We start from the raw sequence: 21,623 nt of genomic DNA, 5'->3' as shown, positions 1-21,623 counted from the left end.
TTTCATCGGCATCAGCCTGTTACCCTAACCGGGCGTTTCTCCCCCGGCCTGTAGAGATTGTCTGCGCATGTTCAATACCGATCGCCTGCTGATGCAGATTCTGCTTCTGGCCCTGCTGGCCGCCTGCCTGCTGGTGCTGGCGCCATTCTGGTCCGCGCTGTTCTGGGCGGCCGTTCTCGCCTTTGCCAGCTGGCCGCTGATGCGTCTGCTGACGAGCGCGCTGGATGGGCGAGTCAATCTGGCGGCGGCACTGCTGACGGCCGGCTGGATGCTGTTGGTGGCCGGTCCATTGGTGTGGCTGGGCTTCAACCTGGCTGACCATGTGCAAAAACTGGTGGCTTTGCTGCAGGGCTTTCAGGTCGACGGTCTGCCCGATGCGCCAGAGTGGCTGGACGACCTGCCGCTGCTCGGTCCGCGCCTGGCCAGCCTGTGGAATACCGTGGATGTGCAGGGTGCAGCCATGTTGGCCAATGCCCGTCCGTACCTCGGGCAGATCGGCAACTGGCTGCTGGCGCGCAGCGCCCAGCTCGGCGGTGGCATGCTGGAGCTGACCCTGAGCCTGGTGCTGGTGTTCTTCTTCTACCGCGATGGCCCGCTGATGGCGGACAAGGTTCGTCGCGGCCTGGAGCGGCTGATCGGCGTGCGCGCCGAGCATTACCAGAATCTGGTGGCCGGCACCGTGCAGCGGGTGGTCAACGGCGTGATCGGCACGGCGGCGGCGCAGGCCCTGCTGGCGCTGATCGGCTTTCTCATCGTCGGTGTGCCGGGCGCGGTGGTGCTGGCGCTGCTGACCTTTGCTCTCAGTCTGATCCCCATGGGACCGCCGCTGGTGTGGGCGCCGGTCACTGCCTGGCTGGTCTACCGCGGTGACTACGGGCTGGCGGTGTTCCTCGGCATCTGGGGCACCTTCATCATCAGTGGCGTGGACAACGTACTCAAGCCTTACCTGATCAGCCGCGGCGGCAACCTGCCGTTGGTGGTGGTGCTGCTCGGTGTTTTCGGCGGCATTCTCGCCTTCGGTTTCATGGGCCTGTTCCTCGGCCCGACGCTGCTGGCCGTGGCTTTCAGCCTGATTGGCGACTGGATCGAACAGCCTACCCGCGAACAGAGCACGCTACCGCCAGCAGAGTGACGCGCGGATAGCGCGAACCAATGGGAGCGGCTGTGACCGCTCCCACCGCCTTCAGGCGCAGAGGTCCAGGCTGCTGCCGACGCTGCTGGCATAGTCACCGGTGTGCTCGGTGTACTGCTTGAGCAGCATGGCAATCAGCTGGTTGCTGTCCAGGTTGGCGCCGTTCTCCCCGGCGCTTGCCTCATCGCCCTGTGCTTGGGTGAAGCCACCGCTGCCCCCAGGCGGGGGTGGCGGAGGTGGCGCCATGGCGGACAGCTCCTCACTGTCGATGCCGCCACTGCCATCGGCATCCAGCTGGCTGAACAGCTCGCTCAAGGCATCAGAGGAGGCACCGGCGCCGGCCTGGCTGGCCAGGACCGACAACTCGTCAGTGTCGATGCTGCCGTCGCCGTTGCTGTCCAGCGCGCCGAACAGCTCCTCGCTGGACGGCGGTTGGCCAGGCGGTGGCGGTGGCAACAGGGCGGCGGTTTCGTCGCTGCTGAGGTTGCCGTCGGCATTGGCGTCCAGTTGGCTGAACAGCTCATCGATATCGATGGTCAGGCTGCTGTCGCTTTCCTTGGCGGCGGTCAGCGCGGTGTTCAGCTCATCCTTGCTGACACTGCCGTCGGTGTTGCTGTCGAGGGTCTTGAACAGCTTTTCCTGCATCTGCGCAGGGTCTGGCGGTTTGGGCCGGCTGCTCAGGCTGGAACTGTAGTTGTAGGACGAATAGCCACTGACTCCACTGATCATGGCAGTCACTCCTTTAACGGTTGGCAGGTGGTACGGCCGACATCAGGGTCGGCCGCTCACCGGAGAGGGTTCTCCGGTTCTGCCAGCGTCGGCAGGGCCTGTGTCGCCTGTGTGTGGGCTTGGTATCAGGCGTTATACAGAGGGGCGGGGCAGGCGCAGCACGGCGGTCAGGCCGCCACCGGGCGTGCCTTCCAGGCGTAGCTCGGCGCCGAGACGCTGGCTGGCCTCGCGGGCGATGCTCAGGCCCAGGCCGATGCCGCCGGAATTGCGATTGCGCGAGCCCTCCAGGCGGAAGAAGGGCTCGAATACCGCCTCGCGCTGTTCGGCGGGAATGCCGGGGCCATGATCGACCACCCGCAGCGTCACCTCATGCGGGCCTTCAACCAGTTCGATACGGGCGTGACCGGCATAACGCAGGGCATTGCCGAGCAGGTTGTTGAGACAGGCGCGCAGCGCCAGCGGGCGGGTCGGTAGCGGTTCGCAGTGGCCGAAGATTTCCACGGGCTGGCCCTGTTCGCGAGCGTTTTCCGCCAGCGACTCGACCAGCGCGAGCAGGTCCAGGCGCTGCACCGGCTCGTGGCTGCTCTGTTCGCTGAGGTAGGTGAGGGTGGCATCGAGCATGCCAGCCATCTCGTTGAGGTCGGCGGCCAGTTTGCTGCGCAGGGCACTGTCGTCGATTTGCTCCAGGCGCAGCTTGATCCTTGAGAGCGGCGTGCGCAGGTCGTGGGATAGCGCGGTCAGAATGCGCCCGCGCTGACTGACCTGCTCGCGGATACGCTGCTGCATGCGGTTGAAACTGAGCGCGGCCTGGCGGACTTCCTGCGGGCCCTGCTCGCTCAGCGGCGGGCTGTCGAGGTCCTGGCTGAGGCGCTCGGCGGCGCTCGACAGCTGATGGATCGGCCGGGTCAGCAGGCGCGAGCCCAGCCAGGCGGCGACGATCAGTGCCAGCAGTTGCAGCACCAGCGGCACCAGCGGGCCGGCGAAACGCGATGGCGGCGGGCCGGGTGATCCGACAGGCGGGGGCGGAGGGTGGTCCGCCAGCCAGCTTGCGCTGGGTGGTGGTGGAGGGGCCGGCGGTGCGGCAAAGCTGTGAAACCAGATGAACGCCAGCAGGTGGGCCAGGGCGATGGCCAGCACGAACATGCCGAACAGGCGCAGCTGCAGGCTGTCGGTACGGCGCATCAGCCGGCCTCGCGGCTATCGAACAGATAGCCTTCGCCGCGTACGGTCTTGATCAGGCGCGGCGCGCGCGGGTCGTCACCGAGCTTCTGGCGCAGGCGCGAGACCAGCAGGTCGATGCTGCGGTCGAAGGCCTCGATGCTGCGCCCGCGGGCGGCATCCAGCAGTTGCTCGCGGCTGAGCACCCGGCGCGGCCGTTCGAGAAAGGCCCAGAGCAGGCGGAACTCGGCATTGGACAGCGGCACTACCAGCCCTTCGACCGACTCCAGCTGGCGCAGCACGGTGTTCAGTTGCCACTGCGCCACGCCGATGCGCTCGGCCGCTTCGTTGCGGCTGGGCGCTTCTCGCCCCTCATTGACCCGGCGCAGGATGCTCTGGATTCGTGCTACCAGCTCGCGCGGCTCGAAGGGCTTGGCCATGTAGTCGTCGGCGCCCAGTTCCAGGCCGATGATGCGGTCGGTGGGCTCGCAGCGAGCGGTGAGCATGAGAATCGGAATGCGCGAGGTCTGGCGCAATTCGCGGCATAGGCTCAGGCCATCCTCGCCGGGCAGCATCAGGTCGAGCACCAGCAGGTCAAAGGATTCCTCGGCCAGGCGCTCGCGCATGGCGCGGCCGTCACTGACCCCGGCACCTTCCAGGTTGAAGCGGGCCAGGTAGTCGCAGAGCAGTTCGCGGATCGGCTCGTCGTCGTCGACGATCAGCACGCGGGTGCGCGGGCGGGGGGATTCCGGGGTGAACTCTGCTGGGCTGCTGTGCATGGTGCGCCTTGCCGGGGAAGTACGGGGCGGGGCCGCGCCGGGCGGTGGGGCATGCTACCCCGCAGGCAGGCTGGCGGCCAGTGTGGCGCCAGGCTGTAGCCTGCGTGTATCGGCGCCGTGTCGGCTGTGTATCGATCCTGATACGCAGTAAACGTGCGGATTTTACGGATTCTTTACGCCTGTCCTGTCCGTCGCCATCGAACCTTTACGGGGTCTGCTCCGAGAATTTCTCCAGGCGCTATTCGAGCGCGATATGGAGCACTGACACATGAGCATTCTCGACGGATTGTCCCTGGCCATGGCCACGGGGCTGTTCATCTATTTGACGGTGGCGCTGCTGCGCGCCGGTCGCGGCTAGGAGGCAACATGCAAGTCCAAGACTATTGGCTGATTCTGGCCTTCTTCGTGCTGGTGCTCGCGCCGGCGTCTTTCCTCGGGCGTTTCTTCTTCAACGCCATGGAGGGCAAGCGCAACCTGCTGAGTCCGCTGCTGTTGCCGGTTGAACGCCTGTGCTATCGCATTTCCGGGGTAGACCCAGAACGCGACCAGGACTGGAAAACCTACAGCCTGGCGCTGTTAGCCTTCTCGGCCGTAAGCCTGGTGGTGTTGTTCAGCATCCTCGTGCTGCAGCATCTGCTGCCGCTCAACCCCCAGCAACTGCCGGGTCTGGAGTGGACCCTGGCGTTCAACACCGCGGTGAGCTTTGTCACCAACACCAACTGGCAGGCCTATAGCGGCGAGGCGGCATTGAGCTACTTCAGCCAGATGATCGGCCTGGGCGTGCAGAACTTCGTCAGCCCGGCGGTCGGCCTGGCCATCCTGGTGGCGTTCGCCCGCGGTATCGCGCGTAAGTCGAGCAACGGCATCGGCAACTTCTGGGTCGACATGACCCGCGCCACCCTCTATGTCCTGTTGCCGTTCTGTGTGTTGCTGGCCATCTTCCTGGTCTGGCAGGGCGTGCCGCAGACCTTCATGGACTACGTGCAGGCCAAGAGCCTGCTGGGCGCCGACCAGACCATTCCGCTCGGCCCAGCCGCCAGCCAGATTGCCATCAAGCAACTGGGCACCAATGGTGGCGGCTTCTTCGGTGTCAACTCGGCGCACCCGTTCGAGAACCCGACCGCCTGGAGCAACCTGTTCGAGGTGGCGTCGATCATCCTGATCCCGGCCGCCCTGGTGTTCACCTTCGGCCACTACGTCAAGGACCTGCGCCAGAGTCGCGCCATCCTGGCCAGCATGCTGATCCTGTTCGTCGCTGGCCTGGCTCTGACCCTGTGGGCCGAGCAGCAACCCAATCCCGCACTGGCAGCCCTGCCGATCGAGCAGGTCGGTTCGCTGGAAGGCAAGGAAGCGCGCTTCGGCACCGTCGCCTCGGCGCTCTGGGCGGTAACCACCACGGCCGCCTCCAATGGTTCGGTCAATGCCATGCACGACAGCTTCAGCGCCCTCGGCGGGCTGCTGCCGATGTTCAACATGATGCTCGGTGAGGTGGTTTTCGGCGGCGTCGGCGCCGGCCTCTACGGCATGCTGCTGTTCGTCCTGATCGCTGTGTTCCTGGCTGGCCTGATGATCGGCCGTACCCCGGAATACCTGGGCAAGAAACTGGAGGCCCGCGAGGTGCGCCTGCTGGTCGCCACCCTGCTGGTGATGCCGGTCGGTGTGCTGGTGTTCTGCGCCCTGGCGGTGAGTCTGGACGGCCCTGCGGCCTCCATCACCAACCCCGGTGCCCACGGCTTCAGCCAGGCGCTGTATGCCTACACCTCGGGCACCGCCAACAACGGTTCGGCCTTCGGTGGTTTCGGCGCCAACACACCGTTCCACAACCTGATGATCGGTCTGGCCATGCTGCTGGGACGCTTCGGCTACATCCTGCCGATCCTCGCCATCGCCGGCAGCCTGGCAGCCAAGAAGCGTGCCCCGGTCGGACAGAACAGCTTCCCGACCCATGGCCCGCTGTTCGTCACCTTACTGACCCTGACCATCCTCCTGGTCGGCGGCCTGACCTTCCTGCCGGCGCTGGCCCTGGGGCCGATCGCCGAGCATCTTTCCATGTTCCAGGGCTTCTAAGGGAGAACCATGATGAATGCCCCCCTGCAGACGCCAGCGCGCGTCAAGCATGTCAAACACCAGGCCCAGACCAGCCTTGCCGCTCTGTGGAAGCCGGCGCTGAAACAGGCTTTCGTCAAGCTGGACCCGCGCCAGTTGGTGCGTTCGCCGGTGATGCTGGTGGTCGAGCTGACGGCCATTCTCACCACCGTGCTGTGTTTCATCCCCCATCCGGCGGTTTCCCTTGGTTTGGGAGTTCAGATTGCGCTGTGGCTGTGGTTTACCGTGCTCTTCGCCAACTTCGCCGAGGCCATGGCCGAGGGCCGTGGCAAGGCGCGGGCTGACAGCCTCAAGGCTGGTAGTCAGGGCCTGACGGCCCGGCGCCGGGTCGCCGAAAATCAGTACCAGGCGGTGGCTGCCAGCCAGCTGCGCAAAGGCGATATTGTTCGTGTCGAAGCCGGCGAGCTGATTCCGGGCGACGGCGAGGTGATCGAGGGAATTGCCGCGGTCAACGAGGCGGCCATTACCGGTGAGCCCGCACCGGTGATTCGCGAGTCCGGCGGGGACCGTTCGGCGGTTACCGGTAACACCCGGGTAGTGTCCGACTGGCTGCTGGTGAAGATCACCTCCAACCCGGGTGAGTCGACCCTGGACCGCATGATTGCGCTGGTCGAGGGCGCCAAGCGGCAGAAGACCCCCAACGAGGTGGCGCTGGACATTCTGCTGATCGGTCTGACCCTGATCTTCCTGCTGGTGGTGGCAACCCTGCAGCCGTTCGCCCGTTTCGCTGGCGGTGACCTGCCGCTGGTGTACCTGGCAGCCCTGCTGGTGACGCTGATCCCGACCACCATTGGCGGTCTGCTGTCGGCGATCGGTATTGCCGGGATGGATCGCCTGGTCCGCTTGAACGTGATTGCCAAATCCGGCCGTGCGGTAGAGGCGGCGGGTGACGTGCATACGCTGCTGCTGGACAAGACCGGCACCATTACCTTCGGTAATCGCCGCTGCAGTTTCATGGTCATGGCCCCTGGCGTGGACGCGCAGACACTCGCCGAAGCCAGTCTGCTGGCCTCGTCGGCGGATGACACGGCTGAAGGCAAATCGATTGTCGAGTACCTGCGCAGCAGTTCGGCACTGCAACTGCCTCCGCAGAGCGAGATCAAGGCCATTCCCTTCAGTGCCGAGACCCGCCTTTCCGGTGCCGACTGGCAAGGACGCAGCTACCGCAAGGGTGCTGTGGATGCCGTGCTCAACTACCTCAACCTGGGGCGAGATGGGCTGCCTGCTCCTCTGGCGCGTGAGGTGGAGAAAATTGCCCAGAGCGGAGGTACACCGTTGCTGGTCGCGGGCGAAGGGCGTTTGCTGGGCGCCATCCACCTCAAGGATGTGGTCAAGCCCGGTATCCGTGAGCGCTTTGCCGAACTGCGTACGCTGGGGATCCGCACGGTGATGGTCACCGGTGACAACCCGCTGACCGCCGCGGCCATCGCTGCCGAGGCAGGGGTGGATGATCTGATTGCCGAGGCCACCCCGGAGAAGAAGCTGCAGCGAATTCGCAGCGAACAGGCCGAAGGCAAGCTGGTGGCCATGTGCGGCGACGGCGCCAACGATGCCCCGGCGCTGGCTCAGGCCGATGTGGGCCTGGCCATGAACGACGGCACCCAGGCCGCCCGTGAGGCCGCCAACCTGGTTGACCTGGATTCGGACCCGACCAAGCTGCTGGACGTGGTTCAGGTGGGCAAGGAGCTGCTGGTGACCCGCGGCGCGTTGACCACCTTCTCGGTGGCCAACGATGTGGCCAAGTACTTCGCCATCCTCCCGGCGCTGTTTGCCGGCATTTACCCGCAGCTCGGGGCGCTCGACATCATGCAGCTGCACAGCCCGCAGAGCGCCATCCTCTCGGCCATCGTGTTCAACGCGCTGATCATCATCGCGCTGATCCCCCTGGCCCTGCGTGGGGTGCGCGTCAAGGCGCTGGATGCGGCCAGCCTGTTGCGGCGCAACCTGCTGATCTACGGGCTGGGCGGCATCATCGCGCCCTTCATCGGGATCAAGCTGATCGATCTGCTGCTGGTGGCCCTGGGACTGGTGTAGGGCTTTTGCTCCCTCTCCCTCCGGGGAGGGAAGTCGTCAACGAATCTGGAGAAACATCATGCTCAAGCAACTTCGTCCGGCCATCGGTGTGCTGGCCTTCATGACCCTGGTGACAGGCGTAGCCTATCCGTTGACCGTCACCGGCATCGCCCAGTTGGTTTTCCCCGCGCAAGCCAACGGCAGTCTGGTGCGTGATGCCCAGGGCCAGGTGGTCGGCAGCACCTTGCTGGCGCAGAACTTCGAGGGCGAGCAGTGGTTCCAGCCGCGCCCCTCGGCCGCCGGTTTCGCGACCGTCGCCAGCGGTGCCAGCAACCTGGCTCCCAGCAATCCGGCACTGGCCGAGCGCATCGGTCAGGCCGCCATCGCCCTCGGCGAGCAGAGCTCTGTCCCCGTGCCCATGCAACTGGTCACCACTTCCGGCAGCGGCCTGGATCCGCACTTGTCACCCGAGGCTGCGCGTTGGCAGGTATCGCGTATCGCTAAGGCGCGCCAACTGCCCAGTGCGGCACTGGAACGCCTGATTGAACAGCATGCCGAGCGGCCGCTGGTGGGGCCGGCGGTAGTGAACGTACTGGCGCTGAATCTGGCCCTGCAGGACAATTCGCCCTCCATACGCCATGAGCCTGTTCAATGAGTGATGCGGTACGAGCCGATGCCCTGCTGGCCGACTTGCCCCGTGAAGGCCGCGGTCGCCTGAAAGTCTTTCTGGGCGCGGCCCCTGGCGTGGGCAAGACGTTCGCCATGCTTCAGGCCGCGCACGGGCAGTTGCGTCAGGGCGTCGACTTGCGCGCCGGTGTGGTGGAAACCCATGGGCGGGCCGAGACGGAAGCGCTGCTGGTCGGTTTGCCGCAGCAGGCACTCAAACGCCTGGAGTACCGCGGCGTGCCAATGGTCGAGATGGATCTCGATGCGCTCCTGCAGAACCCGCCGGCACTGGTGCTGGTCGATGAGCTGGCTCACAGTAACGTGCCTGGCAGTCGCCATGCCAAGCGCTGGCAGGATGTGCAGGAGCTGCTGGAAGCCGGAATCGACGTTTACACCACGGTCAATGTGCAGCACCTGGAAAGCCTCAATGACCGGGTGCAGGACATCACCGGCGTGCAGGTGCGCGAGACGGTGCCCGACTGGGTGCTGCAGGAAGCCTTCGAGATCCAGCTGGTCGACCTGCCGCCGCGCGAGCTGCTGGAGCGCCTGCGTGATGGCAAGGTCTACGTCCCCGAACAGGCACGCGCGGCCATCGATGCCTTTTTCAGTCAGACCAATCTGACCGCCCTGCGCGAGCTGGCCATGCAGACGGCTGCCGCACGGGTGGATGCCGACCTCAATCGCCGCTACCGCCTGCAGGGCCAGGCCGCGCCGACTGTATTGGGCCGGCTGCTGCTGGGCATCGAGGGCGATGCCCAGGCCGAGCGACTGGTGCGGCATGCCAGTCGGGTAGCCGAGCGCCGCCATCTGCCGTGGTCGGTGGTACACGTGGATACCCGCAGGCCACAGGGCGAGGACGACCGTGCCCGTCTGCAGGCCGCTCAGCAACTGGCAGAACGCCTGGGCGGAGAGGTCGTCACCCTGCGTGGCGATTCGGTGGCGCAGACGTTGCTGGAGCACGCTCGTGAGCGGCGTGCCAGCCTGATTCTGGTAGGACGCAGTCGTGCGCGGCTGCGTCGTCGCTGGTTCGGCCGAGGCCTGGGCGAGCGTCTGTTGGCTGCTGGGCAGGGCCTTGAAATCAGCGTATTGGATACCGAGGCCGAGCCTTCCCCGGTGCGGCATATGGGGCAGGCGCAGGCGCGCTTGGGCGATTATGGCCTGGCCCTGGCGGCCACCGCCGGAGCGGCGCTGCTGGCGCTGGGCCTGTCGCGCGTGCTGGAACTGCCGAATATCTCCCTGGTGTTCCTCGCCGCCGTGCTGCTGGTGGCGGTGCGCAGCAGCCTGGGGCCAGCGCTGGCCTGTGCGGGGCTGTCGTTCCTTGCGTACAACTTTCTGTTCATACCGCCGACCTGGTCGCTGACCATCGAACGTCAGGAGGACGTGCTGACCCTGTTGTTCTTCCTGCTGATGGCGGGGCTGACCGGTAACCTGGCCAGCCGCCAGCGTCGTCAGCTGGAGGCGTTGCGCCAGGCGCAGGGCGAAACCACTGCGTTGCTGGATCTGTCGCGCAAGCTCACCGCCGCCACTGACCGCCGCGCAGTGCTGGCCGCCGCCGAGCAGCAGTTCTGCGCCTGGAGCGAGCTGGAGGTGGCGTTGCTGTCACGCGATGGCGACGGGGTGTGGAAAGTCGAAGCAGGCGTCCAGCGCCTGCTCGCCGATCAGGAGCGCGCCGCCGCCGACTGGGCCTGGCAGCATGAGCAGGCGGCCGGCCTGGGCACCGATACGCTGCCTAACGGGCGCTGGTGGTGGCTGCCGCTGGCCGGCGAGGAGGGCCCGCTGCTGCTGCTCGGGGTGCAGCCGCGTGATGGCCAGCCACTGCCGGGCGAACGGCGTCGGCTGATTGCGGCCCTCGGTCAGCCGCTGGCCCAGGCGCTGGAACGTGCGCAGCTAGCCGAGGAGCTGGAGGCCGCGCGTCTGCATGGTCAGACCGAGGAGTTGCGCAGTGCGCTGCTGGCGTCGGTATCCCATGATCTGCGTACACCGCTGACCGCAATGCGTGGCTCGATTGACAGTCTGTTGGCCCTGGGCGAGCAGATCCCCCTGGCCGATCGCCGCGAGCTGCTCGAAGGCACACGCGACGAGGCCGAGCGGCTGGACCGCTATATCCAGAACCTGCTGGACATGACCCGCCTGGGCCATGGTGGCTTGAAACTGGCACGTGACTGGGTGGCGCCGGCCGATATCGTCTCCAGTGCCTTGCAGCGGTTGCGCGCGGTGCTGGGACCGCTGCAGGTCGAGACGGTATTGCCACGTGAGTTACCGTTGCTCTATGTGCACGCGGCGCTGATCGAACAGGCGCTGGTCAACGTGCTGGACAATGCGGCGCGCTTTTCGCCTGCTTCCGGGCGCATCCGGGTGAGTGTGTCGGCAGATCGCGACGAGTTGCGCATCGCCGTCAGTGACCAGGGGCCGGGGATACCGCTGAACGAGCGCGAGAAGATCTTCGACATGTTCTATACCGCCGCCCGGGGCGACCGAGGCGGGCAGGGAACCGGCCTGGGTCTGGCCATCTGCCAGGGCATGCTGGGCGCACATGGTGGACGGGTGACGGTGAGCGAGGGTCTGGATGGCCAAGGCACTACGCTGGTATTGCACCTGCCCCTGACCGCGCAGCCGCCGTTAGCCAGTGAGGACGATCAGTGAGTGCCGCCCCAAGCGTTCTGGTGATTGACGACGAAGCGCAGATTCGCAAGTTCCTGCGCATCAGCCTGTGCGCGCAGGGCTACCGCGTGCTGGAAGCGGGTAGTGGGCGTGAAGGGCTGGAACAGGCGGCACTGGGGCGACCCGATCTGGTGGTATTGGATCTGGGGTTGCCCGATCTGGATGGCCAGCAGGTGTTGCGGGAGCTGCGCGAGTGGAGCCAGGTGCCGGTGCTGGTGCTGTCGGTACGCGCTGGTGAGGGGGAGAAGGTGCAGGCGCTGGATGCCGGCGCCAATGACTATGTGACCAAGCCTTTTGGCATTCAGGAGTTCCTTGCCCGTGTCCGTGTACTGCTACGCCAGGGGCTGGCGGATCAGTTGCCGGTCGCACAGGTCCGGACGGGAGGCTTGCTGGTGGACTTCGCCTATCGCCGGGTCCAGCTGGCAGAACAGGAAGTCGCCCTGACTCGCAAGGAGTACGCGGTGTTGGCGCTGCTGGCCCGGCACCTGGGCCGGGTGGTCACACAGCAACAGTTACTCAAGGATGTCTGGGGACCCAGTCATGCCGAGGACAGCCACTACCTGCGCATCGTCATCGGTCATCTGCGGCAGAAACTCGGTGACGACCCGGCGGCGCCTACATTTATCGTGACCGAGGCCGGGGTTGGTTATCGCCTGCGAGAGCAGCCCTAGCAGCCTGTTGCCTGCAACCCGTCAGGCGTTGTCGCGCTCGTACTTGTCCAGCGTATCGCGGGCGATCTGCCGGCCAAGCAGGATCAGTTCCTCGGCCTTGTAGAACTCGAAGAAGCGGCAGACGCGCTTGGGGATGTTGATCAGCACATCCGGCGGGTAGCCGGCGATCTTGTACTGCGCCAGCGAGGTCTGCATGGTCTCGAAGCTCTGGTTGATCAGCTCCAGCAACGAGGCCGGGCCGATGCTGTCGCTGACCTGACTGCCGCTGGCCGAGCGCAGCGGTTGGCTGGGCACGATAGCCGGCGCGTTGAGCAGGGTCGCCGTGCTGTCGTCCTCTTCCTCCTCGCCGCCGCTGCGCTTGAGGAAGGCCAGGCGACTGCCGAGGCTTTCCATCATGGTGTCCATGCGCCCCTTGAGCGCCGGCGGACGTTCGATCACCGGCAGGCTGTAGTGCTTCTGGTTGGCCGAGTTGAGGTTGACCGCCACGATCAGGTCACAGTGGCTGGACACCACCGGCACTATCGGCAGCGGGTTGAGCAGGCCGCCATCGACCAGCATGCGGTTGCCCTGGATCACCGGGGTGAACAGGCTGGGGATGGCCGCCGAGGCGCGCATGGCCTGGTGCAGGCAGCCTTCCTGGAACCAGATTTCCTGCTGGTTGGTCAGGTCGGTGGCCACGGCGGTGTAGGGAATCGGCAGGTCTTCGATGTCGATGTCGCCGACTATTTCGCGCATCTTGCCGAACACCTTTTCGCCCCGGATGGCGCCCAGGCGAAAGCTGACGTCGAGCAGACGCAGCACGTCCAGGTAGTCCAGGCTGGCGATCCATTCGCGGTACTGTGGCAGCTTGCCGGCGGCGTAGATGCCGCCGATCACCGCGCCCATGGAACAGCCGGCCACGCAGCCGATCTCGTAGCCGCGGGCTTCCAGCTCTTCGATCACGCCGATATGGGCATAGCCGCGTGCGCCGCCGGAACCCAGCACCAGGGCAATTCGTTTGCTCACCGTGCATCCCCCTTGAAAACAGGCGCCGACGATACTCGCCCACAGGCAGGTGGCCAAGTGCTGGCTAGACTGGGATGAACAATCCAAACCGGAGGTCGGTATGTACAAGATGCTGTTGTTGGCCACGCTGCTGGCTGTCGCCGGCTGCGCCGGCAAGACCGTCAATCGCGATAACTGCGCCTATGCACTTGATTTCGCCTGGAAGGAACTGGACCTGGCCAAGGCCGAAGGCTTCGCCGGCACGGTGAGTTACTCCAAGGCGCTGTCACTGCTCACCGCCGCCAAGACCCAGCAGCAGTTCGAGGGCTATGACGGCTGCCTGGAGGACGCCGAGAAGGCGCGCTTCTATATCCGCGAGTCCCGCGCCGGTCGCTGACCCTCGATTGAGCGGCGTGCGTGCTGCCCCGTCTAGGTTGTAAGCACGCATTGCTGCGCCTTGGCCGCCTGCCGGCAAGCGGTTAGTCTGGCTGACCTTGCAGCCGGCCGGCTGTCACCGCATTCGGGAGTCGATGATGCGCAACAAGCTGGATGCCTGTCTGCAGGCGGTCAATCAGGTGGTGCTGGGCAAGGCGCCCCAGGTGCAGCTGGCCATGGCCTGCCTGCTGGCGCGGGGGCACCTGCTGATCGAGGACCTGCCGGGGATGGGCAAGACCACCCTCAGTCATACCCTGGCCAAGGTGCTGGGCCTGTCCTTCCAGCGCATTCAGTTCACCTCCGACCTGTTGCCCGGCGATATTCTCGGCACCTCGGTGTTCGACAAGGAGTCCGGGCAGTTCACCTTCCATCCCGGGCCGATCTTTGCCGAACTGGTGCTGGCCGACGAGATCAACCGCGCCACGCCGAAAAGCCAGAGCGCGCTGCTGGAGGCCATGGAGGAAGGGCAGGTGACCATCGAGGGCGCCACCCGGCCGCTGCCCGAGCCTTTCTTCGTCATTGCCACGCAGAACCCGGTGACCCAGAGCGGCACCTTTGCCTTACCGGAGTCCCAGCTGGACCGGTTTCTCATGCGCCTGTCGCTGGGTTACCCGGCTCACGCCGCGGAAAAGGCCCTGCTTCAGGGCCAGGGGAGGCGAGCCATGCTCAGTCGCCAGGAACCGCTGCTCAGCCACCGCGAACTGGCAGAGCTGCAACAACTGGTTGAGCAGGTACATGCCAGTGATGCCCTGATCGACTACGTGCTGCGCCTGGTCGAGGCGACCCGCAGTCAGCCGCAGTTCGCCTGGGGCCTGTCGCCACGGGCCGCGCTGGGGCTGTTGAATGCGGCCCGGGCCTGGGCGCTGCTGGCCAACCGTGAATATGTGATTCCCGAAGACGTGCAGGCAGTGTTGCCGGCAGTGGCCGGTCACCGTCTGCGCGAGCGCGCCGATCCCAGTGGTCATGGCGGCAGCGCCCTGGTGCAGTGGCTGCTGCGTGAAGTGCCGGCGCTTTAGATGTTCAGGGACGCTTACCGCCAGCGCTGGCGGCAGTGGCTGAACCGGCGCATCCCGCCGGCGCGGGCGGTTCAGCTCAATCAGCGGCGCATCTTCATCCTGCCTACGCCGCGCGGCCTGGCCTTCAGCGTTGTCCTACTGCTGATGCTGTTGGCCGGGATCAACTACCAGAACAGCCTGGCCTATGGCCTCACCTTCCTGCTGCTGTCGGTGTTTCACACCGCCATGCTGCACACCTACCGCAATCTCTCCGGGCTGATGATCAAGGCCGCAGGCGTGGCGCCGGTGTTCGTCGGTGAGCAGGCGCGATTCCAGCTGCGCCTGGAGAGCCGCGGCAAGGTCCACGAAGCGATTGCCTGTGGCTGGCCGCCGGCGCCGCTGCAGATCGCCGATGTGCCGGCCGAGGGGCAGGCCCTCCTGGAAATTCCCTTGGCCGCGAGCCGCCGCGGCTGGTTGCGCGCCGAGCGCCTGCGGGTGGAGAGCCGTTTCCCGCTGGGCCTGCTGGTGGCCTGGAGCTGGGTCGACCTGGACCAGGCGGTGCTGGTCTATCCGCAGCCGCTGCCAGGTGATCTGCCGCTGGCCGCCCAGGTGGGGCTGGAAGACGAGGACGAGGGCCAGCGCATCGTCGGTCGTGGCGCCGATGATTTTCAGGGGTTGCGCACGTTTCAGCCGGGCGACTCGCGCCGGCGCCTGGACTGGAAGGCCTATTCGCGCGGCCAGGGCCTTTTGGTCAAGGATTTTGCCCAGCTGGCCGGGCGTGACCTGTGGCTGGATTTCAGCAGCCTCGGCGGCGATGTGGAGGCTCGCCTGAGCCTGCTCTGTCACTGGGTGCTGACCCTGGACCAGCGCCAGCAGGCCTTTGGTCTGAATCTACCGGGTTCGCGCCTGGAGCCGGCGACCGGCGCGGCCCACCGAGAGGCCTGCCTGAAGGCGCTGGCGTTGTTCGGGAGCGCTTCGGCATGACCCCGGCGATCCCGCGCATCAGCCTGATCTGGCTGCTGGTAGCCCAGGCACTGGTGATCCTGCCGCACCTGGCTCATCTGCCCCTGTGGTTCACCGGGCTGTGGGCCTTCTGTGCGGCCTGGCGTCTGCAGATTTTCCGCATGCGTGCGCGCTACCCCAATGGCCTGGCCAAGGCGGCGCTGATACTGGCCACGGCAGCGGGGGTGTTCTGGTCGCGCGGCGGCCTGATCGGCCTGGAGGCCGGCACCGCACTGCTGATGGCCACTTTCGTACTCAAGCTGGTGGAGATGCGAACCCAGCGTGATGCCTTGGTGCTGATCTACCTGGGCTTCTTCGCGGTGGTCACCGCCTACCTGCTCGACAGCGAGATGCTTAGTGCGTTGTACAGCGTGCTACCGGTGACGGCGTTGCTGGCGGCCATGGTCGGCCTGCAGCAGAGCCGACTGGCCATGCAGCCTTGGCCGACCCTGCGCTATGCAGGCAAATTGCTGCTGCAGTCGTTGCCGCTGATGCTGTTGCTGTTTGTCTTCTTCCCGCGCCTGGGGCCCCTGTGGTCACTGCCGCAGCCCGGCAGCAAGGGCATTTCCGGGCTGGCTGAAAGCATGACGCCCGGCGATATCGCCAATCTGGGCCGCTCGCCGGAGCCGGTGTTCCGCGCCAGCTTCGAGGGTGCCACCCCACCGCGTAGCGAGCTGTACTGGCGTGCCTTGACCCTGGAACATTTCGATGGCCGGCGTTGGTCGCAGACGCCTGATCTGCCCGTGCTGGCCACTGACAGCTGGCAAGCGCAAGGCCAGAACCTGAGCTACAGCATTCTCATGCAGCCCAGCCTGCAGCGCTGGCTGTTCGCACTCGACACGGCGCGAACCGACCTGCCGGGTGCTCGTCAGCTCAGTGATTACCGCCTGGTCAATGTCAGTCCGGTGGAGCAGCCGTTGCTCTATCGCGTCAGCTCCTGGCCGCAGGTGGTGCGTGATCCCGAGCTGCGTCCAACGCAGCAGCGTCGCGCGCTGCAGTTGCCGGCGGGGAACCCGCGGGCCCGTGAACTGGCGGCTGAGTTGAAGGCCCGCTATGCCCGCCCGGAGCAGCTGGTGGCGGCATTGCTGACGCGCTTCAACCAGGGCGAGTATTTCTACACCCTCAAGCCACCGACGCTGTCCGGCGATACCGTCGATGCCTTCCTCTTCGACAGCCGTCGCGGCTTCTGCGCCCACTATGCCGGTGCGGCCACATTCGTTCTGCGCGCGGCGGGAATTCCGGCGCGGGTGGTGGCGGGCTATCAGGGCGGCGAGTTCAACCGCCAGGGTGGTTATGTGCAGGTGCATCAGTTTGATGCCCATGCCTGGGTCGAGTACTGGCTGCCGGAGCGTGGCTGGCAGCGCGTCGACCCGACTTTTGCCGTCGCCCCCGAGCGTATCGAGCAGGGGCTGGAGGCGGCGTTGGCCGAGGAGGGCAGCTTCCTCGAGGATTCACCGCTGTCGCCCTTGCGCTACCGCGACGTGGCCCTGCTCAATCAGCTGCGCCTGGCCTGGGACAATCTCAACTATGGCTGGCAGCGCTGGGTACTGGGCTACCAGAGCGAACAGCAATTGGGATTGCTGCAGCGCTGGTTTGGCGAGTGGGACATCCAGCGCCTGGTGATCGTGCTGGGCGGCGGTGGTGTGTTACTAGGCCTGCTGATGGCGCTGCTGTTGCTCAAGCCCTGGCAGCAGCGCCTGGATGCTCAGCAGCGTGTCTATCGGCGCTTCGAACGCCTGCTGGCCCGGCATGGGGTGGCGCGCCGGCCGGGTGAAGGCGCTCGTGACTATGCCCGGCGCGCTGCTCTGGTTCTACCGCAGCAGGCGCGGCAGATCGAAGGCTTTGCCGAGTGCTTCGAAGTGCAGCGCTATGCCGGCATTGCATCGGACAAGGGGCAACTGGCGCAGCAGTTGCGCGCGCTGCGCCGTGCCTTGCCCTGGCGCCTGAGCCGGCTGGACGATGGGGAAACTACGCGATGAGCGAATGTGGTCGGCTGCTTGTTCAGGTGCTGCGGCTGAGTGCGCAGTTGCATCTGAGTGCGCAGCAGTTGCGGGAGGACGATGACGAGGCCCTGCATCGCCTGCGTATTGCCCTGCGTAGCCTGGATGCCCTGTTGCGGCTGTTGCCGACGGAAATCAGCGGATCCTTGCGCCTGCGGGTGCGGGCCTGTGCGCGGGTGTCCGGGGTGCTGCGTGATTATCAGGTGCTGGCCGCGCAGTTGCCGCCGGGAGCGGGCGGGGAAGGGATCGGCCTGGCGCAAGCCACTGCCTGGCTGCAGCAGACGGGTTTGCTGCAACAGCTGCAGACGGAGCTGGAGGTCTGGCCGCAGCAGCTCCTGCTGGCCGAGGACAAGGCCTTGCGTCGGCATCTGGCACAGACTCGCCGGCGGCAGTGGCAGGTTTTGTGCGAGGCGCTGGAGGGCGATTCAGTTGACTGGCATCGCCTGCGCCTGCTGATCAAACAGGTGCGCTACAGCGCCGAATTGCTGCCAGGCGACCGGCCGATCCGGCCTCGCCAGTTGCGCGAACTGCGCCGCCTGCAGGTGCTGCTTGGCGATTGGCATGATCGCCAGCGCTGGCTGGAGCTGGCCCAGGGCGTGGCCGCGCTGCAGCCTTTGCAGCAGCGCTGGCAGGTGGAGCTGGTGCAACTGAGCACGAGCTTGCCGGAGGTCTTGCAGCAGCTGGCCAGGCGGTTGCACTAGCGATCATCTTGCCCAGTATTCACTGTCTGGATAATTGACCATAGGCTCAGCTCGGTGCCACCGTAGCGCACGCCATATCCAATCAACATGCCCATCAGCATGCCGAATCAGCAGAGGGGAGTAGGTCCGTGAATTTTTCCCAATTGATCGCCCAGGCCGAACAGTCGCCGGAGCATATCCTTGTGCCGCAGAACTGGGGGCAGGGGCGTGCGGCCTTTGGCGGGCTGGTGGCGGCGCTGGTGTTTGCCGCCATGCGCGGCAAGGTGCCGGCGGGGCGACCGGTGCGTTCGCTGGCGGTGACCTTTGTTGGCCCCTTGCAGCCGGGCGTGCCGGCCCAGGTCGAGGCCGAGGTGCTGCGCGAGGGCAAGGCGGTCAGCCAGATGCTCGGGCGGGCCATTCAGGATGGCCAGGTTGTGGCTCTGGTGCAGGGTAGCTTCGGTGCGCCGCGCGAGTCGGTGCTGGCCGTCGAGGCCTTGCCCGCGCCGGCCATGAGCCCACCCGAGCAGTCGCAGGAAATGCCCTACATCAAAGGGGTGACGCCGGAGTTCACCCAGCACCTGGCGCTGCGCTGGGCCGAAGGCGGCATGCCGTTCAGCAACAACCCGTCGCGCACCATGGGCGGCTGGGTACGGCTGCGCGAGGAGTTGCCGCAGGAGCATCTGGACGAAGCGCATCTGCTGGGCCTGGTTGATGCCTGGCCGCCGGCTCTGCTGCCGCATCTGCGTCAGCCGGCACCGGGCAGTTCGCTGACCTGGACCATTGAGTTCATGCAGCCGCTGGTGCCGATGAGTGGCGAGGACTGGTGCCAGTACCGCGCGGAGATCGAGCATGCCCGGGATGGCTACGGGCATATCGCGGCGGGATTCTGGAGTCCGCAAGGCGAGCTGCTGGCGATCAGCCGGCAGACGGTGACTGTGTTTGCCTGAAGCCCGGCCTGCGCCCGGCCCGGGCGCAGGCTGGAAGCGTTACAGCTTGAGCAGCTGCACGGCCCGGGTCAGCTCGGTGGAGAGGCGCGCCAGGGCGTCGCTGGTTTCCGCCGAGTCGTGGGTCATCTGCACGCTCTTGACCGTGACATCGCGGATATCCAGCACCGCGCGGTTCATTTCCGCGGCGACCTGAGTCTGCTGGGCGGCGGCAGTGGCGATCTGCGTATTGCTGTCGCGCATCTGTGACACCGCGTCGGCAATGCTGCTCAGCGCGGCGCCGGCTTCATCGGCCTGGCGCACGCAGTCATCGGCTTTCAGCGAGCTGTCCTGCATGAATTCCACGGCATCGCGGGTGCCGCTCTGCAGCTGCTGAATCATCTGGGTGATTTCGTCGGTGGAGTCCTGCACGCGGCGGGCGAGGTTGCGTACCTCGTCGGCGACCACGGCAAAGCCGCGGCCCATCTCACCGGCGCGGGCCGCTTCGATGGCGGCGTTGAGCGCGAGCAGGTTGGTCTGCTCGGCGATGCCGTGGATCACGCTGACCACGCTGCTGATCTTCTGGCTGTCTTCGGCCAGGCGCTGGATCATCTGCGCAGTTTCCTGCACGCCGCCGGACAGCCCGGAGATCGACTGCCCCACCAGCTGAACGGCCTGCTGGCCGGCACTGGCCAGTTCGTGGGCCTGTTGCGACTGGTCACGGGTGGACGCGGCGTGCTGGGCAATCTCGTGCACGTTGGAAGTCATCTCGCCAATCGAGCTGGCCGCCTGGTCGGTGGTCTGCTGCTGGCCATGCATGCCGTTGCGCATATCCTTCATGCGCGCGGCGAGCAGGCTGGCCTGTTCGTCCAGACGCGCGGCGGCCTCGGCCACGGTGCTGCCGACACGCTGGTAACCGGTCTGCATGGCGTTGAAGGCGCCGGCCATCTGACCGACTTCATCGCGCGAGTCGAGTCTGACGCGGATATTCACATCGCCGGTCTTCTCCACATGCAGCATGGCGTCCTTTAGGCGGTGCAGGTGACTGAGGATGAAGTGGATCAGCATCTGCGAGCTGGCCAGCAGCATCAGCATGAGAATGAACACGCAGAGTGCGTAGGCCAGAAAGTGCTGACCGAGCAGGTCAAGCATGGACGGCGAGTAGCCCAGCAGGGCATAGCGCTCGTTGCCCCGTTCGAACAACTGGGCACCGATCAGGGGCTGGCTGGCCAGCAAGCTGTCGTGGCTCAGGTCCTGCCAGCCACGGCTCTGGCGCAGACTGGCAGGCAACTCGCCTGGCCAGCTCTGGTCGAGGCGCTTGAGGTTGGTCTCATTGGGCAGCGGGCTGCTGGTCGGCCACTGGGCGAGCAGGCTGGCCTGTTGCTGGAGCTGGGCTTGTTGCTGGTCAGCCAGATTCTGCTGTTCCAGGTGCAGGGCAAACAGCACCAGCAGCAGGGTGGTGGCGAATGAGACGGCATTGACTGCCCAGAACTTGTACTTCAGCGAAAGATTACGCAGCCAAGCATTCATGGTGTGCCCTTGTGTGGCGGCCGATGACGAGGCAAAGCCAGTTGATTATTGACCATGCAGCACTGTTGTGCCGGCTGGCAAAAGGCCATCCGCGCAAGGGTCGCATTCTGTAGCGGCGTGTCCGACAAAACCTTGAGCCAGATCAGCAGCGAGAATCATTCCTGGCTGTTTTCTGACCAGTCGGGCAGGTTGAAGAAGCGGCGCGCGGTGGCGGTGGTCTGCGTGGCCAGCTCGGCTTCGCTCTGGCCGCGGTGACGAGCCACTTCGCTGAGCACATAGGGCAGGTAGGCCGGCTCGTTGTGTCCGCTTTTCGGCCGTGGGCGCAGGGTGCGGGGCAGCAGGTAGGGGGCATCGCTTTCCAGCATCAGGCGATTGCCCGGGATATTGCTGACCAGGCTGTGCAGGTGGGTGCCACGGCGCTCGTCACAGATCCAGCCGGTGATGCCGATGTGCAGGTCCAGATCGAGGTAGGCGAACAGGGCCTGGCGCTCGCCGGTGAAACAATGCACCACGGCGGCGGGCAACTGGTCGCGGTAGTGGCGCAGGATGGCCAGCAGGCGGGTATCGGCTTCACGTTCGTGGAGAAACACCGGCAGTTGAAGCTCTACGGCCAGTTGCAGTTGCGCCTCCAGGGCCTGTTCCTGCTGCGGGCGCGGCGAGAAATCACGGTTGAAATCCAGGCCACACTCGCCGACGGCGCGGCAGCGGGGCTGGAGCAGCAGGTCGCGCAGCTGGCGTTCGCTGTCGGCACTCCACTCTTTGGCATCGTGTGGGTGGACGCCGGCGGTGCTGAACAGCTGCTGACCGGACTCGTCCAGTTCCTCGCACAGGCGCAGGGCTGCCTCGTTTTCGCTCAGGGAGGTTCCGGTCAGAAGCAGTTGCACCACGCCTGCCTCACGGGCTCGGCGCAGGACGGCCGAGGCTTCGCGGGCCAGGCTGGGGTGGGTCAGGTTGACGCCGATGTCGATCAGTTGCATGGTGGCCTTGAGCTGTTTGGGGCGGTTTCAGGTGACGGCAGAAGACGCTCAGTCACGGCTTATGGCGGCGATTTTACCGGGGTTTGCAGCGGTCCGGCTTGGCAGTCGTCAGGGCCTGTGCGAACCTCCGCGCCCCGCGGTGGTCTCAGCTGGCGCTTGGCGCCAAGCGCCAAGTTCGGTTT

General features: G+C 65.9%; 19 protein-coding genes. 13 read left to right on the top strand and 6 right to left on the bottom strand.

Annotation, left to right across the window (positions count from 1 at the left end):
* Positions 1-67 precede the first annotated feature (67 nt).
* Positions 68-1,132 (top strand): AI-2E family transporter, encoded by a 1,065-nt coding sequence (locus tag HNP49_RS09410; RefSeq protein WP_184682678.1) that lies wholly within the window; start codon positions 68-70, stop codon positions 1,130-1,132.
* A 51-nt stretch (positions 1,133-1,183) separates the two neighbouring features.
* Here HNP49_RS09410 and xopAW read toward each other — a convergent pair whose 3' ends face one another.
* The 3 genes from xopAW to HNP49_RS09395 form a co-directional block, all read right to left on the bottom strand.
* A complete protein-coding gene (xopAW, locus tag HNP49_RS09405) occupies positions 1,184-1,861 on the bottom strand; it encodes an EF-hand domain-containing protein (RefSeq protein ID WP_184682676.1) in 678 nt (225 codons plus the stop codon).
* 132 nt (positions 1,862-1,993) lie between these two features.
* On the bottom strand, positions 1,994-3,046 hold the full coding sequence (locus HNP49_RS09400; protein ID WP_184683431.1) for an ATP-binding protein: 1,053 nt from the start codon (positions 3,044-3,046) through the stop codon (positions 1,994-1,996).
* The gene (locus tag HNP49_RS09395) at positions 3,043-3,798 is read right to left on the bottom strand and encodes a response regulator (RefSeq protein ID WP_184682674.1); all 756 of its coding nucleotides are present in this window, start codon (positions 3,796-3,798) and stop codon (positions 3,043-3,045) included. Before HNP49_RS09395 ends, HNP49_RS09400 begins: the two co-directional genes overlap by 4 nt.
* Before the next feature lie 268 nt (positions 3,799-4,066).
* Between HNP49_RS09395 and kdpF the strand changes: the two genes are divergently transcribed.
* The 6 genes from kdpF to HNP49_RS09365 are packed head-to-tail and all read left to right on the top strand — an operon-like array spanning position 4,067 to position 11,915.
* A complete protein-coding gene (gene kdpF / locus HNP49_RS09390) occupies positions 4,067-4,156 on the top strand; it encodes a K(+)-transporting ATPase subunit F (protein ID WP_184682673.1) in 90 nt (29 codons plus the stop codon).
* An 8-nt stretch (positions 4,157-4,164) separates the two neighbouring features.
* The gene (gene kdpA, locus HNP49_RS09385) at positions 4,165-5,865 is read left to right on the top strand and encodes a potassium-transporting ATPase subunit KdpA (RefSeq protein WP_184682671.1); all 1,701 of its coding nucleotides are present in this window, start codon (positions 4,165-4,167) and stop codon (positions 5,863-5,865) included.
* Positions 5,866-5,874: 9 nt separating this feature from the next.
* The gene (gene kdpB, locus HNP49_RS09380; protein WP_409372538.1) at positions 5,875-7,938 is read left to right on the top strand and encodes a potassium-transporting ATPase subunit KdpB; all 2,064 of its coding nucleotides are present in this window, start codon (positions 5,875-5,877) and stop codon (positions 7,936-7,938) included.
* Positions 7,939-7,996: 58 nt separating this feature from the next.
* On the top strand, positions 7,997-8,572 hold the full coding sequence (gene kdpC / locus HNP49_RS09375) for a potassium-transporting ATPase subunit KdpC (protein ID WP_184682668.1): 576 nt from the start codon (positions 7,997-7,999) through the stop codon (positions 8,570-8,572).
* Entirely contained in the window at positions 8,569-11,226 is a 2,658-nt protein-coding gene (locus tag HNP49_RS09370; RefSeq protein ID WP_184682667.1) for a sensor histidine kinase KdpD, read from the top strand. Before kdpC ends, HNP49_RS09370 begins: the two co-directional genes overlap by 4 nt.
* Positions 11,223-11,915 carry a response regulator gene (locus HNP49_RS09365; protein ID WP_184682665.1) on the top strand — a complete coding sequence of 231 codons (693 nt, stop codon included), beginning with the start codon at positions 11,223-11,225 and terminating at the stop codon, positions 11,913-11,915. The genes HNP49_RS09370 and HNP49_RS09365 overlap by 4 nt, the downstream gene beginning before the upstream one ends.
* Positions 11,916-11,936: 21 nt before the next feature.
* Here HNP49_RS09365 and HNP49_RS09360 read toward each other — a convergent pair whose 3' ends face one another.
* A complete protein-coding gene (locus tag HNP49_RS09360) occupies positions 11,937-12,920 on the bottom strand; it encodes a patatin-like phospholipase family protein (protein ID WP_184682663.1) in 984 nt (327 codons plus the stop codon).
* 100 nt (positions 12,921-13,020) lie between these two features.
* Here HNP49_RS09360 and HNP49_RS09355 point away from each other — a divergent pair, with 100 nt between their 5' ends.
* The 6 genes from HNP49_RS09355 (at position 13,021) to HNP49_RS09330 (ending at position 18,958) form a co-directional block, all read left to right on the top strand.
* Complete coding sequence (locus HNP49_RS09355) at positions 13,021-13,296, top strand: hypothetical protein (protein WP_184682662.1); 276 nt, start codon at positions 13,021-13,023, stop codon at positions 13,294-13,296.
* Positions 13,297-13,432: 136 nt separating this feature from the next.
* Complete coding sequence (locus HNP49_RS09350) at positions 13,433-14,350, top strand: MoxR family ATPase (RefSeq protein ID WP_184682660.1); 918 nt, start codon at positions 13,433-13,435, stop codon at positions 14,348-14,350.
* On the top strand, positions 14,351-15,313 hold the full coding sequence (locus HNP49_RS09345) for a DUF58 domain-containing protein (RefSeq protein WP_184682658.1): 963 nt from the start codon (positions 14,351-14,353) through the stop codon (positions 15,311-15,313).
* Positions 15,310-17,310: a DUF3488 and DUF4129 domain-containing transglutaminase family protein gene (locus HNP49_RS09340; RefSeq protein WP_184682656.1), complete on the top strand. Its 2,001-nt coding sequence runs from the start codon at positions 15,310-15,312 to the stop codon at positions 17,308-17,310. Before HNP49_RS09345 ends, HNP49_RS09340 begins: the two co-directional genes overlap by 4 nt.
* A complete protein-coding gene (locus HNP49_RS09335; RefSeq protein WP_184682654.1) occupies positions 17,307-18,032 on the top strand; it encodes a CHAD domain-containing protein in 726 nt (241 codons plus the stop codon). The genes HNP49_RS09340 and HNP49_RS09335 overlap by 4 nt, the downstream gene beginning before the upstream one ends.
* A 128-nt stretch (positions 18,033-18,160) precedes the next feature.
* Positions 18,161-18,958, top strand: a complete 798-nt coding sequence (locus tag HNP49_RS09330; RefSeq protein WP_184682652.1) for an acyl-CoA thioesterase II — start codon at positions 18,161-18,163, stop codon at positions 18,956-18,958.
* 39 nt (positions 18,959-18,997) lie between these two features.
* Here the strand turns inward: HNP49_RS09330 and HNP49_RS09325 are convergent, their stop codons facing one another.
* A complete protein-coding gene (locus HNP49_RS09325; RefSeq protein ID WP_184682650.1) occupies positions 18,998-20,464 on the bottom strand; it encodes a methyl-accepting chemotaxis protein in 1,467 nt (488 codons plus the stop codon).
* Positions 20,465-20,619: 155 nt separating this feature from the next.
* Positions 20,620-21,441 (bottom strand): TatD family hydrolase, encoded by an 822-nt coding sequence (locus HNP49_RS09320; RefSeq protein ID WP_184682648.1) that lies wholly within the window; start codon positions 21,439-21,441, stop codon positions 20,620-20,622.
* Positions 21,442-21,623: the final 182 nt, after the last annotated feature.

The organism is Pseudomonas fluvialis (assembly GCF_014207935.1).
Classification (GTDB): Bacteria; Pseudomonadota; Gammaproteobacteria; order Pseudomonadales; family Pseudomonadaceae; genus Aquipseudomonas; species Aquipseudomonas fluvialis_A.
The sequence above is the reverse complement of the archived record's forward strand: the minus strand, read 5'-3'. Positions and strand labels throughout refer to the sequence as shown.